Below are 15,606 nucleotides of genomic sequence, written 5' to 3'. Positions count from 1 at the left end.
CGGCGGCGCCCATCAGTCGCTCCAATATATCTCACTGACCACTGGCGTTTCGCTTGGGAAATGGGAGTTTCGAAAGGTCGACATGCCGACGGGCTCGGCGAACCGGGACAACTTGCGGCCGTAGGGCAGAGCGGGGCGTTGCACTGCGCCCCGTCTCCAGACGTTTTGACAGCGTTTCAAGTCGTTGACGCAGGGATTCTGTAGCCGAAATCTGGTTCGTGAGCAGGGCTTCCTTGGTAGCCAGCTGTTCTTGTACGCTTGCGCTATCCCTTACCGTGGCGGCCAATTCGGTTTTCAAGCTCGCCAGGCTGTCGCGCAAACTATCACGTTCAGCACGATGCGCCGCATCAATCTCGAGCAGCCGTTCGTTTGCGGCCTGAAAATCTTTCCGCGCACGGGTAGCGGCCGCGCGCTCACTCTCGATTTCGAGGAGCGCACGCCTTTCCGCCGCGGCCAGCCGCTGCTCGTTTTGAGTCAGTGCGTGGCGCAACTTTTCAAGTTCGCCAGCAAAGTCGCGCCGCGCATCGGCGAGCGCGGTCGCTGCCGCGCTGCTTTCGCTTCTTGCTGTCGTCAGTTGCTCGCGCAGCATGGCATTCGCGGTCTGCTGCTCGACCAGACGTTCCTCAAGCCCCGCGATGCGCTGCCTGTCTGTGGCTGTAATCGCCGCGGCCTCGTCGATTGCGAGTAGCGCGGCCGCACGCGCGCTGTCCGCCCGGCACGCCTCCTCCCGCGCGAGTTCGATATCCCGTTCCGCGTCCTGCCTGAACACGTCCAGCCCTCGATTTGCGGCGTCGGTCGACAGGCGCCACAGGGTGGCCGCCAGTTCGCCAGCTGCCGTCGCCACCTCCGGCGGCAGATCTGGCTGACCGACGTCGACCCGCGTCCTGTCACGCACCTCAATCCAGAACTCACGCAGGGCTTTGGCCGGCGCGCTCATGCTGCCCTTGCGAACCAGCTGGTAAAGCCGGTTTGCGGTCGGTGTTTCGTAAGCGATCGTTCATTGACGCCCTATCGCCACGCGCCCGGAGAGGCGACGATAGTGTCCACTTAAATCGGAGGTGGACACTATGGCAGCAGACAGCAGCGATCTGAACGAGCGCCTGGTAGCAGGCTTTGAGCGAGGCGGGCGCCGCCGGCGCTTCGATCCACAGGCCAAGCGTGAACTGGTACAGGCGTGCTTGCAGCCTGGCGTATCGGTTGCAAGGATGGCGCTGGAGCACAAGTTGAATGCGAACCTGCTGCGCAAATGGATCAGCCAGCATCAGCAGGAGCAAGGCGGGCACGTTGCGACGACCGTGACAGGAAGCGCGATGCCGGCGTTTGTGCCGGTCGTCGCGGTGGACCGAATCGAGAGCGTCCACACGAAGCCTGAGCATGTCACGCTCGCGCCGACGCGCCCAGAGCCTGACCGTGCATTGCCATACACGCCGGCGCCATCGAGACTGATGGCGGAGTTGCCCAACGGCATCACGCTCAGGCTCGAGTGTGCCGGACAGGACGCGACGCTGGTGTCGGTGATGATCGAAACGCTGGGGCGCTGCGATGTTCCGGCTCGACGCTGACCTGAAGGTGTACGTCCATCGCGACGCCGTGGATTTCCGCAAGAGCATCACGGGTCTGTCGGCCCTGGTTGAGCAGGCGCTGGGACTCGATCCGTTCGCCCGGGCCGTCTATGTGTTTCGCAACCGGCGGGCCGATCGCATCAAGTTACTCATGTGGGAGCGCAACGGCTTCTGGCTCATGTTGAAGCGCCTCGAGGCTGACCGTTTTATATGGCCACGCGAAGCGGCCGTACTTGAGCTGACGGTAGAGCAACTTCATTGGCTTCTTGAGGGCATCGACCTGGCGGCGATACGCAAGCATCCGGCGCGGCACTATGCCCGTGTCAGCTGATGGCGTTCGCTGGGGTGTAGCTCAGACGCGACAGAGGACGGCGACGTTACAAATTTACGTAAACCCACGGCGCCTCGGGATTCGCTATGGTTACGCCATGACACGCGCTTCTGTTCAACCCGCTTCGATCACCGCCGAGGAACTCGCCGCGCTCATCGCCGAGCGCGATGCGGTGCTTGCTGAACGCGACGCGTTGCGTGGCGAACTGCGGGTAACGAAGGTCGAGCGCGATCTTCTGAAGGAGCAGCTCAAGGCGTTCGAGCGCCGGCTGTTCGGGGCGAAGAGCGAGGCACGCAGCGCGGATCAGCGTGATCTGTTCCTGAACGAGGCGGAAGCGCTGGCGCCGACGGCGGCGACGCTCCCGGCTCAGGAAGACGAAGTCGACAGCACGCCGGTGGCCGGCCACCGGCGCAAGAAGTCCGGACGCAAGCCGCTCGATCCGGCCTTGCCGCGCGAGGTGATCCGCTACGAACTCTCTGAAGAGGAGCGCATCTGCCCGCACGACGGCAGCGTGCGGGTGGAGATCGGCGTCGAGGTCAGCGAGCAGCTCGACATCATTCCGCAGCAGGTGCGGGTGATCCGTCATGAGCGCGTGAAGTATGCGTGCCCGAGCTGTGATCAAGGCATGAAGGCCACGCCGGCGCGCTCGCGCATCATCCCGAAGGGGTTGTTCACTGAAGCGGCGCTGGCGTGGTTCGTCATCTCGAAGTTCGTGGACGGCTTGCCGCTGTATCGAATCGCTGCACTGCTGCGGCGCTTCGGCGGCGATATCTCGCGCAATACGCTGGCAGCCAGCGTGGTGCGCCTGGGCGAAGCGGTGCAGCCCGTCATCAACCTGATGCGTGATCATCTGCTGGACAGCGAGATCGTGTTTGGCGACGAGACCACGGTGCAGGTTCTCAAGGAGCCCGGACGGGCCCCGCAGACGAAGAGTTACATGTGGGCGCAAATGAACGGCAGCGGGCCGCCGGTGCGGCTGTTCAGTTATGCGCCCGGGCGCAGCAAACAGCTGGGAGCGGACCTGTGGGTCGGCATGCGCCGTGGCGCCGTGCTGATGACCGATGGCTATGAGCCGTATAACGCGATCGCCAGCGCGAACGAACTCGTGCATTTAGGATGCTGGGCCCATTGCCGCCGCTACTTCGTAGAAGCCGAGGCGGTCTTGCCCAAAGAGGCGCGTGGCCGTCATCAACCCGCGACGCAGTTCATCCATCTGATTGGCAAGCTGTACGCGGCGGAGTCGCGTGCCAGCGAAAAACCGCATCGGCGGGCGCGGCTGCGCCGACGCTATAGCCGCGCGGTGCTCGCGCAAATCAAAGCGTTACTGGATCATCACCTCGAGACGACTGCACCCAAGGGCTTGCTGGGCAAGGCGTTGAATTACCTGGCCGGGCAGTGGCCCAAGCTGAACCGCTATGTCGAGAACGAAGCGTGGCCCATCGACAATAACCCTTGCGAAAATTCAATCCGACCCTTCACGGTAGGCCGCCGCTCCTGGCTCTTCGCGGACACGGTGGGCGGGGCGAAAGCGAGTGCCAACCTCTATTCGCTCGTTGAGTCGTGCAAGGCCAATCGCGTCGACATCTACCGCTACCTGACTGATCTGTTCAAGGCGCTGCCCTACGCAAAGAGCGCCGACGACTACGAGGCGCTGCTACCCTGGAAGCTGGGCAAGCGGGAGCACGAAAAAAACGTCTAGGTCAAGTCTGCGGGAGGGACGTGCTTCGCTGATCGCTTACGGTGTTTCGCCGTAGCGGAAGAACAGCAGCGCGCAGACCTCGCGATACAGCGCCTGCGTGTCATTAGCGCGCTCGCGCACGGCTTCAATGTCGGTTTCGAGGGACATGGCGAAGGCGAGTGTCCTGTGGGATCTGATATGTTGATAATACAACGTATAACGATAAGTTTACTACATTCGAATCCTGATACACGACATTACTGTTATAATGTCGTGTGCCGGTTGCAATCGGCACACCAACGTCGCGTCACACCCAGAACGGAGCCCCGATCGTGTCCAGCGCCACAATCGCCACCGTCCAGCCCGTGGAATCGCTCGTCGTCCCGGAGCACCTGAATGGGCGCGAGGGCACGAACCGCGCGCCCGCCGAAGGATCCCAGCTGTCCGCACGCAACGATCTGGACGCGGTCCGTGCGTGGCTGTCGAATCACGGTGACACGAAGACCACGTTCGACAGCTATCGCAAGGAAGCTGAACGGCTGCTGCTGTGGTCCGTGGTGCAGCTCGGCAAGCCACTGTCATCGCTCACGCACGAGGATCTGCTGATGTTCAAGGCGTTTCTTGTTGACCCCCGGCCGGCCAGCCGCTGGGTGTCCGCCAGTGGCGGAAAGTATCCACGCGGCGACGAGCGCTGGCGGCCGTTCAACGGACCGTTGTCGCCAGCGAGTCAGCGTCAGGCGCTGGTCATCCTGAACGCGATGTTCACGTGGCTGGTGAGTGCAGGGTACCTGCGTGGCAACCCGATGGCGCTGCTGCGTCAGCGGGGAAAAAGAACCGCGCCGCGTGTCAGCCGGTATCTTCCGGTCTCGCTGTGGGACGAAGTGAAACGCTTCGTTGAGCAGCTCCCGCAGGATACGGATCTGCAGAAGGCTTACTACTCGCGCAGCCGATGGCTGATCACCCTGTTCTATCTGCAGGGCATGCGGATTTCCGAAGTTGCCGGCGGCCAGATGGGACAGTTCATGCGAAGGCTCGCGCCAGACGGAAAGGACCAGTGGTGGCTGGTAACGCTGGGGAAGGGCGACAAGGAGCGGATCGTGCCGGTTTCGCCCGAGCTGATCATCGAGCTATCGCGCTATCGGGCAGTGAACGGTCTGTCCCAGTTGCCTCGGCATGGAGAGGAAACGCCGCTCGTCGTGCCTCGCGGGGGCAAGATGCGAAATCTGAGTCGATCTGCGTTACATGATGCAGTCAAGGGGATTTTCGAAGGGACGGCCAAGTGGCTGAGGTCCCGGGGACCAGACTATCACGGCAGTGCCGCAGAACTCGAACGGGCTTCTGCTCACTGGTTGCGCCACACAGCGGGTTCCCGAATGGCCGACGGCGGAGTCGACCTCAGGCTGATCCGCGACAACCTTGGCCACGTTTCATTGAACACCACCAGCATCTATCTGCATGCAGAGGATGATGAGCGTCACCGTCAAACCGTTAGCCGCCATCAGTTAGACTGGAAAGCGACGGAAATGTGAAATCGCAAGTAAGCAGCGCCCGGTTCCGGGAATTACGCCGGGCGGAATTCGAATGCACCCACGGACCGACTGAACTTCGTAACGCACGAGTGGGCCGATGCCGCATCGACAGACTGGTACGCACTGAGTCGCCATGTCCGCGGCTTGTTTCAGGTGACGGCACACGTCGAACAGAAGTTTGCGAGGTATTCCACCTCTTCGATTGTTACGGGCGGAACGCGGGTGCTGCAATCCATTTTCTCCATTGCCCGTGATGCGTCGAAGACGGCGCCAGCAAAATTTCATCCGCGCCGTTCCCACTCGAAGAAGATCTGGTCGCCAGTTTGCGAGACCGCCTCTTTAATCTGCCATGTAGACCGCAGCACGGCGCTCCCACCCAGTCCATAGCCGCCCTGGAGATCAAGCGTCAGCCGCCGTGTCCACGACGCCCCGTGCTTCGCCGGTGGCAGGCAACAGCGGGAGCAACAAGACTGGCTCGGAATCGCGGTCTACCAGAAATTGCTCGCCCGACTCAAGCGAATACACAAGTTTTCCGTCGTCGGAAACGTGTAAATCAGCCACTCTGGATACCGATGGCTCATCAATGATCCGTTCGTGGCTATGCAGAACGTGAACCTGGGCAGCGGTCGCGCCGGTGGCCGTCAGCATCTTCACCACGCCCGAACCCGTCGACAGGATGACTCGAACCGATGCTGCTTCATTGACAATCGTTGCAGGGTCAAGAACAAGGTCAATCAGAAACAGGGTACGTAGCGGGAGTTCAAAGGCCGTCTTTACCGTACGCGCCGTGTCAGGTTCATGCTCGGGCTCGGTCACGATACCTCCTGAAAGGACTTGCGAGTGCAATCACTAAAGGCGCCGCTCTGTTCGGCACACGTCGCGCGAACCGCCTATACAAAACATTCCCTCGAGCGGGCGAACGAACAAGCCCCAGCATCGCGTTACGGGAAGCCTAACCGGATTTGTATTGTAATCTATTTCAAGTGAATCTACATAAGGTGAATCTGTTTACTATCTAGAAAAAAGAAACGCTCTCGGCGATCCTCTCGGCCATATGCCGAAAAAGATTGCCAAGAGCACACTCCATTTAGGTGACGCCGTCCGTTCGAAGCGGCAGGAACTCGGCCTGACACAGCAGGATCTTGCCGACGCAACCGGGTTCTCGCGAGGACACATTGCGACGATTGAACGGAAATCGGGCAACCTCCGGCTCTCAAGTCTCGACAGACTGGCCAGCGTCCTGCATCTCGATGTCGTTGACCTTGTACGTTCCGCCGGTGAGAAACAGCAAAAAGTGTCGAGTCAGGAAGCGGCTGTACGAGCTGCGTGTCATATATTTCGACTTCGTGCAGGCATCGGGCTTAGCCAGGAGCGCCTGTCGGAAGCCGCTGGCTTTTTTCGAACGTATGTAACCGAACTCGAACTGCTGGTAAGTGTTCCAGCCGTAGGGAACCTAGAGCCAATTGCAACGATTCTCGGTGTATCAGTTGCCGACCTGTTGATGCCGGTCCCTCAGCGTGAATACGACAGTCGTCTCGCCCGACGGTCTTCGAGAGTTGTTGCGGGCGGCGAATAATGCCCGCTGCTGGAGAAGTCTTCTTCGACAGGCCTAACCCGTTGGTGGGGGGACCAGCTGTGCGCGCATAAGCGCGTGCGGAATGGAAACGCCGATTCAACCTAACGCCGAGCAGACTAACGTCGCGAATGCATCAGCGTACGCAGCTGACTCAAGGGCTTACAGCCGACGTCAACAGCCATAGGTCTGACGGGCTGCATACATTTGTCGACACGGGGATACAAATTATGTCAACTCGCCGTCTCAGATCCGGCGCGAAAGACGCGGACTCGTCGCCAGCGCTTAGTCATCTTCCGGTCAGAATGCTGCGGAATGAACCCCAAATGGGCGGAAAACGCGTGGATATCCTTAAAATTTTCACCACGACTATGAAGCCGGCAACGAGAATCGGGCCAAAATCCCTAAAAAGGATAACAAACGCGTGGAAGCCCGACGTCAATCGTGCGGAATCGCTCCGGAGCGTGTAGCCGAGGGGACGTGGCGGTTTAGGCGGCGAGGGGAAGGAAATCTGTTGCGGGACTCGGATGGCGCTTCCTGCGTTTGTAATTTGACATAAGATAAATTATCAACACTGTTGGTATGTTTTAGGGTGTTGCATGTTGGACAGCGTTCAAGCCTTAGATACCGCAACGGCTACATGTACTTATGGTAGGTTTCGGTGTTGTGTTCTGGTTGCAGGGTTTTTATGTTCGTTCAGATCAGCGCCGAGGCCGTGCCGCTTTCGCTTCGAGGCGTCTTGCTGGCTGACAGCAATCACGCTCCTCGATACTGGGCCTCAGTCTGGCTGGTCGTCGCTGCGTCACAATGGGCGACGTCTACGCAGACGATGCGGCTGCGGTACATCGAGAGCCTGTATGAACACGCTGATCGGTCATTCCGGGCGAATGCGCTCGATGATGCGCTGTCCAGTCTCGACGACGCCCAGCTCGCGGACATTCTCGAATCGTGGTTTGTCAGCCTGCGCAACCAGCCTGCGGCGACCAGCAGCAACGAGGATCGGTGGCAGACCGGACTGACCTTCGTAACATCGGTGGTCACATGGCTTTCGAAATCTGCCGACGCGAAAATGCAGCAGATCGAAGCGCGGATCCATCGCCTGTCGACGCTTTACAGCCAGCTTCACATACGGCAAGGCGGCCGAAGTGAGATGGTTCGATCGCTGCCTGCCTGTGTGGTCGAAAGCCTCTATCAGATACTGGATCCGGAGTCGGATGCCAATCCGTTCCGACGTTCCCAGACGCGCTGGCGGGTCTTCATTGCATTCGTGCTGATGCTCCATCAGGGACTGCGCCGGGGCGAACTCTTGCTGCTGACCGCGGATGCCATCAAAAGCAGCCATGACCGCAAGCTTGATCGGACACGGTACTGGCTGAACGTCCGACAGAATGGGTATGAAGAAGCAGACGGCGATAGCCGCTACTCGAAACCGAGCATCAAGACGCTTCATTCGATCAGGCAGATACCGGTAAGCGATGCGACGGCGCGCCTCGTGCAGGCCTATTGCGACAATTACCGGGGGCGACCTTCCCATTCGTTCATGCTTAATGCCCAGACTGGCGGTCCTCTGTCCACAGAGTCATTGACCAAGATCTTTACGTTGATATCGAAGGCATTGCCAGCCGAGGTGCTGCAGGAACTGCACGATCGCACCGGGAAAAAATCGGTTACCTGTCACGACCTCCGGCACACCTGCGCTGTGCTGAGGCTTCACCAGTTACTGGAGCGAGGCGACGCGATGGACGAAGCACTACAGAAGATGCGCACGTTCTTCGGCTGGTCAAAAGAATCAGACATGCCTTCGCGCTATGCCAGGGCCGTCTTTGAAAACCGGCTCGCGAGCGTATGGAACGACGAATTCGATGATCGTGTGGCTGTGTTGCGCGCGCTTCCACAGGGCCGTTGAACATGCAAAAAGCTCCGTCGTCCCAGACTCACCTGGGAATCGAGCCATCGGTGCTTGAAAGCATGGTGTCGTCGTTGCCAGAACTGCCGCCGGTCGTGCGCTACTACGACGACTTCGACGACACGCTGCGCTCCGTGCCCGAAGTCCGCCAGGCCGATATCCTCGGGCTTCACATCAATGGTCGACTGTTCCGGCTTGATCTTAGTCGGTACCCTTCTTCGTACGGCACCCTCCAGAAGCATCTGCTGGTCTTCCTGCTGGGTGAAGACCTGCATATCTCGACCTGCTTCAATGTTCTGAACGCAGCAATGCATCTTGATGTTCATGATGTCGAACGCATCGTCGAAGCCGGACCAACCCGCATATCAACGATATGGATGACGCTGCGCGGCCGCCAGTTAGTCGTTCACGCCTATCGTTTCGTCAAGGCCGTGCTGCGTTTGCTATGCCGGCATCGCCTGTATGGCTGGTCCGAGTCATATCTGGCCTATGTCAGCGCTTGCCTGCCCGGCCCCGCAACAGACAAGTATGCCCGTGTGCGATCAGGCGATGTGTTTCTGTCCGTTGACGAGGAAGCCGCGATTGTGCGCTATCTGGATGAAACGTCGAATCTCATTAGGACAAGCGGCTGGTCAAGTCTTCCATACGAGGCACTTTGCGATGCGGCGATGGTGCTCTGTTCCTACCAGTTTGCCATGCGTCCGATTCAGATCGCGATGCTGACGATGCGTGACGTACGGATATGGGATCTGGAACACAGTGGCGAGCCGACCGTGCATCTCACGTTTCTCATGGTCAAGCAACAGGGGAAGCTTCGAAAGAGACCGATGGTCCGTCGTGTGAAACAGGAATGGGGGATATTGTTCATCGCGCTGGTTGCGTATGCAGACTCTCAGGGGCGCGATGCCAATGATCGCGTCTTCGGCGTCAAATCCAATCATGAAGCCGGATCTCGCATTGCCCGCCGCGTGGAAATCCTGATCGGCGACGATGCTTGCGCTATGGACCTTCGTCATACCGCGGCGCAGCGACTCGTTGACGCCGGTGCCAGTCATGAGGAGCTCGCTGAATTCATGGGCCATTCGCATGTGCAGACCGGGCTGGTTTACTACGCGACATCGGCCACCCACGCGGAGCGGGTGAACCGGGCGCTCGGTGCGTCGGACATATACCGGCGTGTGGCGAAGATTGCGCACGACCGGTTCATCTCCCCGGAAGAGCTCACCCAACTCAAAGGGGAGCAACAGATTGCCGGCGTGCCTCACGGAATTCCGATCGCCGGTATCGGCGGCTGCAAATCTGGTCAGCCCGCTTGCCCCTACAACCCGGTCACGTCGTGCTACGGATGCAGGAAGTTCATGCCCCTGCACGACAAGACGATGCATGAGCGCGTGCTGGCCGAGATGCGCGAAGTGGTGATCTTCTTCGACCAGAGTTCCCGCGGCGACACCAGGTCGCCTGCCTATCTGCAACTGCAGCGCACGATCGCCGAGATACAGACAGTCATCGAGGAACTGGAAGCCGACAACCGATGAATCCACACTACTCCGCGTTCATCGATCTGGGCAAAACGCTGGCCCATGAGAAAGGCCTGTCATGGCGCATGCCTCTCGACGAAACAGGCGCCGCATGCGACGGCGTCGGATGGAACCTCACCGTCGTTGCCGGCGACGTACCGCCGCCGACCTATTACCTGCGAGACCTGGGACCTGATGCGAAGGCACTGGCGATCGTAAACACGGAGCGCGCAGAGCGGGGCCTGACGCCGCTGCCCCGACGCCCGCTATCGTCAGCGTGGCAGGATCTGATCAAGGCGGCCGTTGCCGAACAGTTGCTGTTCAAGCGGAACACTACCGGACACGTGATGCAAAACATCGCGCGGCCGCTACGGGTGGTTGCAACGTGCGTGGAAAAGGACCCCTGGCAACTGACCGTCGACGATCTGCGTCTGGCGATCCGTGTCGGAAAAGCAATCCAGGCCACAGGAAAGCTGGGAGACCTGGTGGTCGGCATCATCAAGACAGTGCTCGATGCCCAGCACATCTGCGACGCCGGTCCACTGTACTCGTCCCTCTCTGTTCCGCGCATGAAAATGAAAAGTGCGATCAAGGCGAAACATACCTGGTCGCAGGAAGAGCTTCGCGAGGATCTCGAGGCCCGCAAGCGTGGCGAGCGTCTGCCGGAGCGTCGGGCGTTCTGGGAGCTGACCCGCATCGTGATGACTGAAAAGCCGAGAACGTTCATGGACGATCTGCGGTTCGCCGCGATGCGCTCCTTGATCGTGACCGGCATGCGTGCAGGTGAAGTCGCACTGTTGCCGGTTGACTGGAAGCGGGAGCGAACGTACATGGATTCGAAGGGACGGCCAGCCGGCGAATCCGGCGGCATCTCGACGTCCCTGATGCTGCGCCACTTCGCGGAAAAGCAGCAGGAGGATGAGACCGACAGCCGCGTGCTGCGTGAAGAGACCCAGCCCGTGCCCGAGATGTTCCGGACGCTGTTGACAGAGACACTCGACCACGTGGCCCGGATCACGGAGCCACTGCGTGCGACGTTGAAGCTGCAATGCGAAACGGGCCGGCTGCTGCCATGGTATTCGCTCGACAGCGTCGTGCCCGTCATTGAAATCTATACACGCCTCATGGGCAACCCGTTCTGGTTGAAAATTGAACGGGAACCGTTCATCGAACGCTATCGGGATGGCTTCGATCCCGCGGTCCTTGCTGAACTGCACGAATACCAGCATGAACGGCGGCGCAGTGGCGACCTGACTCTCGACATGGCCGTCTATCAGTTCGGGAATCGCCTGAAAACAGCGATGCTTGAGGGCGAGACCAGTCTGTGCTTCCGCCATGGCGACGGCTCGCCGGTCAAACTCCTCGATCGGATGGAATGGCATGCGACGCATCTGCACGTCGGCGAGCTCGAGGAACACATCCGGCTCACGACGCCGACGAAGGTATCCGACCTCACTCCCCTGCCGCTGGCAGTTGGGTCCGTTCAACCGTGGGAGTTCCTGTTCCTCCAGCCGAAGCGCTCGCTCGCCGAAGAGCGCAACGATGGCCTGTGCGACGTGGCGCGCTACATGGCGGTCAACCGCCCGGACCCTACGTTCATCGGACAGGCGCTCGGCGACGCGAAGAACCTGCCATCGTTGTTCGAAAAATATGGCCAGACCGATGAAGACCGGGCCTTGAAGATCGAGTCGCACATGCTGCGTCATCTACAAAACACCGAACTGTTCCGCCTAGGTGTTGCGGATACGATCATCTCGAAGCGCTTCAACCGGCGCAGTGTCACCCAGAGCTACGAGTACGATCATCGCAGCCTGGCTGAGGATCTCGAACAGATCGAGATTCCGCAGGACATTGAGATCATGCTCGGCGAGAAAGCCAGCACCGTAGCCAGGCTCATCAAGGACGGCAGGGCCAGCGGGCCGATCGTCGGTGCCTTCCTGCGTATCCAGGCCACCGAGGGCGACGCGGCTGCGTACGAATACCTGCGCGCCGAGGCGGACGGATTCCATGCGACCCCGTACGGGCACTGCCTGAACTCGTTCACAGTCGACCCCTGCCCCAAGCATCTCGAGTGTTTCGCTGACTGCCGGCATCTCTCGGCGACTGACCTGCCGGAACATCGGCAGAATCTGATCCGGCTCGAGGGCACGTTCAAGCAGGCACTGGAGACGATCAGAGCTCGTCCTTCGACGAGTATCGGCTGGAAAAACCAGCTAGAGCATGCGGAAAAACGGCTGGCTGGCGTACAGAAGCTGCTCGCGACTCCGCCGGGCGAACACCCCTTCCCCGATGGCGTCGACCTCTCACTGCCCCGACCACGTGGAGTACTTGATGACTGAGCCCATTGAAACGGCATTGGCTGGTGACGAGCAGATGCGCGAGATTCTCGAGACGTTGCTGGCCGACGACGGAGACATCACGGCGCGCGCCGTTGCCCGGCTGCATCCGTCCATCAAGGCGGCATCGTCGATTACCCGCAGCGAATTGCGCAGCAGGTTGCTTGCCGAGTATCAGCAGCGCCAGTCGGAATACCGGCGCTGGCGCGGCCGCGTCGCAAAGCGTTCCGGCTCCGACACCGCGACCTCGCTCGCCGACAAGGATATCCGGATTGCAGAGCTCGAGGCCACCGTGCAGTTGCTTACCGCCTCCCACCTCGCCATGCTGCGTGCCGTCGGCGAACTCGGTGGCTTCAGCAAGTGGGCGAAATTCTATGAGCAGTATCGCGAGGCACGCGATAGACTCGACAAGCTTGGCGCGGTTCCTGCCGCGACAGTGTCCTCGATGACGTCCGAAATGCGGGCAAAGCCGGCTTCCACAGACGGCAGAAGAAAGCGGCGTTGAGCGAGGGGCCATATAGCAGGCACTAGATGTAGCGACTTGCATTTGAAACCGGCCGTACTTGCAATCGACGCGGTTTCCTGCTCGAAATAACTGCAACTGACGGAATGCGCGTGCTCGGATTATCTGCATCCATGCCTGCATTCAGCCGTTCTTGAGGGCACCCCTCTTTCCTCGATGCACTCGGCTGTCTGTCTGCGCATGTGGCCTCGTAAGTCCCGTCTGCTATGCTAGTTGAGCCCCTTTGTCTACGCGGGCGCGAGGTGACGATCGTGAACAAGTACATTGCATTGACCATGCTGGCACTAGCTGCCGCATCAACCGCTCACGCACAGTACGTACCGGGCGACGCGTACGCTACGCAGCGTAATGAGATGCACGATCAGGCCCTCTTGCAACAGCAGCAAGGGAACGAGATGGCGCGACAACTATTGCAGGAGCAGCGGCAGCAGCAAGAGCAGCCTCATGAAACGCTCTTTGACAGCAGCATGCGGGCCTGGAACTCCGGTCAGCAGACGCAGCGGGCACGGCAACAGGACAATGATGGTCCAACGTGTGTTACCTATGCAGGGCAGACATCCTGTAAGTGAAGGCAATTCCGTGGCTGACGTGGCGAAATCTAGCCGTTTCGGGCCAACGCCAACGCCCTCCTGTGCAGGTTGCAGATAATGTGAGCAGGCGACAATGGAACGCAAGCACGCCCGTTTCAAATGCAAGTCGCTACAGGTGAGGATGCGACATTGTGATGGCGAAAAAGTGTTGCCCGGAATGCTTCGCGCATGAATGGGTGCGCGAATATGCCCGCGATCGAAGCAACGGCATTGGCGCTTGCGACTACTGCGGGGCCAGCGGCGTAAAGGTTATCGATATCGACGTTCTCTACGAGCCGTTCAGGAATCTGATGCAGTTGTATGCTCCCAGCGATGACGCGAGCGGCGAGATGCTCATCTATGCCATCCAGTGGGATTACGAAGTGTTCGAGGATGGCCTGTATTGCTCTGATGGAGCAGCGGGCCTGCTCGAAGACATTCTGGCAACGGGCTGGGACGACGACAGCGGCGAGTCGCCAGTTCGGGCGCACGAGCTGTATCGTCGATCGTGGACTGGTCCCACCATGCTCGATGAATGGAACGAGTACTGTGCGGCGGTCAAAGAGCACCCACGTAGAAAACCTCGTATGCCGATGCTGTTCGACGAAGAACTGGGCCGACAAGAAGCCGACGTCCTCCCTGGAGCCATCCTGTATCGAGCGCGCCTCGGCTTTACGCAAATTGGCGGGACTATTGAACCCCACGCTGGCGTTGGCATCGGTGCCCCGCCGGCAGGCAAAGCGAAGCCAGGGCGAGCAAACCGGTTACGTCAAGTTGTGCTCTACGTCGCCGATCAAGAACCGACAGCGATTGCCGAGGTTCGGCCCGCGCGCGGCCTACTGGTTTCGGTTGCCGAGGTCCACGCTGTCCGAAGCCTTCGATTGGTCGATCTGAACAAACCCGTGCGCCCATCGAACCCGTTTGCCGATGATGTTCCTCGATACGAGTTGGAACTGGAGCACCTGCTTCGAGCGTTTGGGGAGGAACTGTCGCGACCATTGCGTCGTACAGACGACGAGCACGAGTACCTCCCCTGCCAGAAACTGGTCGAGCGCATCCGGAAAAGTGGCCTATATGATGGCATTCGGTACCCAAGTGCCATGGCGCCTGGCGGCTCGAACATCGTTCTGTTCGACCCCGAGCTGGTCACGATAGGAGCATCAAGGCTCGTGGAAATTCGGGAGATCGACGTCGCCTACGTCGACTTCGAGGACGAATAGCGAGGCCCTCCGTTGTTACGGTATCGATGATGCCTCGGCTACGAAATGGCCGAGCTTCGCGGCGGAAGCCGCTTCTCTCCCGAAAGGAGTGTTACATGTCCTACTGCCCCTTCTTCCAGACCCTGCACGATGAAACGCGCCCCGTGGGCAATCTCGGCCGGGGAACCCATTACTCTGTTCTGCGGGCACCGGTCTGGCACAACGAGTTCATGAACCGGCTCGAACGTTGCGCGTTCCTCGACTTCGCCATCATCTGGGATGAGGATCATGACGATCGCGTGATCGACGCGATTATGGTGCTTTACATCAGTGGCTTGCTCGCGCCGGTACGGTATATCGGCGAGCGGAAAGGTACGCTCTCGGTGCTGCTGGCCCCTGATGTTGTGCGGAGCTGGGACCCGGAAACCCTGGAGCAGTATCACGACGATATCAACGACATCTGCCAGAGTCTGGAAGACCCATGGTCGGCGAAAGTCGACAGCGCTGACGGCCACGAACATTCGATCATCCACAGCTCGGCCGAGAACGTCGCTACGTATCTCAGGAACATCGACATACTGTGGGAACTGGGTGTGAAACCGAAAAGCCGGCCCTAGATCGGAAGCAAGGGACCGGCGGGAACGCAACACTGACTCTGGCGGCATCACGTCGCCGCGCCTCACCCTGTTGCGTTCTCGGATGAGCATTGACGCAACAAATGCCCGTGCTCCGGTCACGCAACACGAAACCCCTGAAAAAGTGGATATCCTGTGGATAAGTCGGTCGCCTTACCCGTTGAAATATAACAAAATATGAAAAACCAAAACCAACGCAACACCACGCCATAGGTGCCAAGAATCAACATTTTAGATTGTAGTAGCTT

14 protein-coding genes are annotated in these 15,606 nt (G+C 59.7%); 12 read left to right on the top strand and 2 right to left on the bottom strand.

Annotated elements, in window-relative coordinates; all coding sequences use genetic code 11:
• Positions 1–31 precede the first annotated feature (31 nt).
• Entirely contained in the window at positions 32–994 is a 963-nt protein-coding gene (locus AYM40_RS09765) for a DNA-binding protein (protein WP_082855029.1), read from the bottom strand.
• Between the two features lie 73 nt (positions 995–1,067).
• Here AYM40_RS09765 and tnpA point away from each other — a divergent pair, with 73 nt between their 5' ends.
• The 4 genes from tnpA to AYM40_RS09745 all read left to right on the top strand — a co-directional run bounded on the left by tnpA (position 1,068) and on the right by AYM40_RS09745 (position 5,100).
• Positions 1,068–1,562, top strand: a complete 495-nt coding sequence (tnpA, locus tag AYM40_RS09760; protein ID WP_063496046.1) for an IS66-like element accessory protein TnpA — start codon at positions 1,068–1,070, stop codon at positions 1,560–1,562.
• Positions 1,543–1,893, top strand: a complete 351-nt coding sequence (gene tnpB, locus AYM40_RS09755; protein WP_063496045.1) for an IS66 family insertion sequence element accessory protein TnpB — start codon at positions 1,543–1,545, stop codon at positions 1,891–1,893. Before tnpA ends, tnpB begins: the two co-directional genes overlap by 20 nt.
• A 97-nt stretch (positions 1,894–1,990) precedes the next feature.
• On the top strand, positions 1,991–3,592 hold the full coding sequence (tnpC, locus tag AYM40_RS09750) for an IS66 family transposase (protein ID WP_063496044.1): 1,602 nt from the start codon (positions 1,991–1,993) through the stop codon (positions 3,590–3,592).
• A gap of 311 nt (positions 3,593–3,903) precedes the next feature.
• The gene (locus AYM40_RS09745) at positions 3,904–5,100 is read left to right on the top strand and encodes a tyrosine-type recombinase/integrase (RefSeq protein ID WP_082855028.1); all 1,197 of its coding nucleotides are present in this window, start codon (positions 3,904–3,906) and stop codon (positions 5,098–5,100) included.
• 399 nt (positions 5,101–5,499) lie between these two features.
• Here AYM40_RS09745 and AYM40_RS09740 read toward each other — a convergent pair whose 3' ends face one another.
• The gene (locus AYM40_RS09740) at positions 5,500–5,916 is read right to left on the bottom strand and encodes a hypothetical protein (RefSeq protein ID WP_063496043.1); all 417 of its coding nucleotides are present in this window, start codon (positions 5,914–5,916) and stop codon (positions 5,500–5,502) included.
• A 238-nt stretch (positions 5,917–6,154) separates the two neighbouring features.
• On the opposite strand from AYM40_RS09740, the gene AYM40_RS09735 reads away from it, so the two are divergent.
• The 8 genes from AYM40_RS09735 (at position 6,155) to AYM40_RS09700 (ending at position 15,340) form a co-directional block, all read left to right on the top strand.
• Entirely contained in the window at positions 6,155–6,676 is a 522-nt protein-coding gene (locus AYM40_RS09735; protein ID WP_063496042.1) for a helix-turn-helix domain-containing protein, read from the top strand.
• A gap of 1,066 nt (positions 6,677–7,742) precedes the next feature.
• Positions 7,743–8,579 carry a tyrosine-type recombinase/integrase gene (locus tag AYM40_RS09730; protein ID WP_236720931.1) on the top strand — a complete coding sequence of 279 codons (837 nt, stop codon included), beginning with the start codon at positions 7,743–7,745 and terminating at the stop codon, positions 8,577–8,579.
• Positions 8,580–8,581: 2 nt separating this feature from the next.
• A complete protein-coding gene (locus AYM40_RS09725; protein ID WP_063496040.1) occupies positions 8,582–10,114 on the top strand; it encodes a tyrosine-type recombinase/integrase in 1,533 nt (510 codons plus the stop codon).
• A 68-nt stretch (positions 10,115–10,182) separates the two neighbouring features.
• The gene (locus AYM40_RS09720) at positions 10,183–12,435 is read left to right on the top strand and encodes a hypothetical protein (protein WP_236720930.1); all 2,253 of its coding nucleotides are present in this window, start codon (positions 10,183–10,185) and stop codon (positions 12,433–12,435) included.
• Positions 12,428–12,937: a hypothetical protein gene (locus tag AYM40_RS09715; RefSeq protein ID WP_063496038.1), complete on the top strand. Its 510-nt coding sequence runs from the start codon at positions 12,428–12,430 to the stop codon at positions 12,935–12,937. Before AYM40_RS09720 ends, AYM40_RS09715 begins: the two co-directional genes overlap by 8 nt.
• A gap of 269 nt (positions 12,938–13,206) precedes the next feature.
• Positions 13,207–13,524 carry a hypothetical protein gene (locus AYM40_RS09710; RefSeq protein WP_148662148.1) on the top strand — a complete coding sequence of 106 codons (318 nt, stop codon included), beginning with the start codon at positions 13,207–13,209 and terminating at the stop codon, positions 13,522–13,524.
• A gap of 155 nt (positions 13,525–13,679) precedes the next feature.
• Positions 13,680–14,744: an RES domain-containing protein gene (locus tag AYM40_RS09705; RefSeq protein ID WP_063496036.1), complete on the top strand. Its 1,065-nt coding sequence runs from the start codon at positions 13,680–13,682 to the stop codon at positions 14,742–14,744.
• Positions 14,745–14,839: 95 nt separating this feature from the next.
• Complete coding sequence (locus AYM40_RS09700) at positions 14,840–15,340, top strand: hypothetical protein (protein ID WP_063496035.1); 501 nt, start codon at positions 14,840–14,842, stop codon at positions 15,338–15,340.
• Positions 15,341–15,606: the final 266 nt, after the last annotated feature.

The organism is Paraburkholderia phytofirmans OLGA172 (assembly GCF_001634365.1).
In the GTDB taxonomy this organism is placed as follows: domain Bacteria; phylum Pseudomonadota; class Gammaproteobacteria; order Burkholderiales; family Burkholderiaceae; genus Paraburkholderia.
Note: the sequence above shows the minus strand (reverse complement) of the source record. Positions and strands in the feature narration are given on the sequence as shown.

Excerpts from the sequence above, each read along its gene's own strand:
- AYM40_RS09730 (WP_236720931.1), top strand. The coding sequence starts at position 7,743 with ATGCAGCAGATCGAAGCGCGGATCCATCGCCTGTCGACGCTTTACAGC.
- AYM40_RS09700 (WP_063496035.1), top strand. The coding sequence starts at position 14,840 with ATGTCCTACTGCCCCTTCTTCCAGACCCTGCACGATGAAACGCGCCCC.
- tnpA (WP_063496046.1), top strand. The coding sequence starts at position 1,068 with ATGGCAGCAGACAGCAGCGATCTGAACGAGCGCCTGGTAGCAGGCTTT.
- tnpB (WP_063496045.1), top strand. The coding sequence starts at position 1,543 with ATGTTCCGGCTCGACGCTGACCTGAAGGTGTACGTCCATCGCGACGCC.
- AYM40_RS09725 (WP_063496040.1), top strand. The coding sequence starts at position 8,582 with ATGCAAAAAGCTCCGTCGTCCCAGACTCACCTGGGAATCGAGCCATCG.
- AYM40_RS09705 (WP_063496036.1), top strand. The coding sequence starts at position 13,680 with ATGGCGAAAAAGTGTTGCCCGGAATGCTTCGCGCATGAATGGGTGCGC.
- AYM40_RS09720 (WP_236720930.1), top strand. The coding sequence starts at position 10,183 with ATGCCTCTCGACGAAACAGGCGCCGCATGCGACGGCGTCGGATGGAAC.
- tnpC (WP_063496044.1), top strand. The coding sequence starts at position 1,991 with ATGACACGCGCTTCTGTTCAACCCGCTTCGATCACCGCCGAGGAACTC.
- AYM40_RS09715 (WP_063496038.1), top strand. The coding sequence starts at position 12,428 with ATGACTGAGCCCATTGAAACGGCATTGGCTGGTGACGAGCAGATGCGC.
- AYM40_RS09735 (WP_063496042.1), top strand. The coding sequence starts at position 6,155 with ATGCCGAAAAAGATTGCCAAGAGCACACTCCATTTAGGTGACGCCGTC.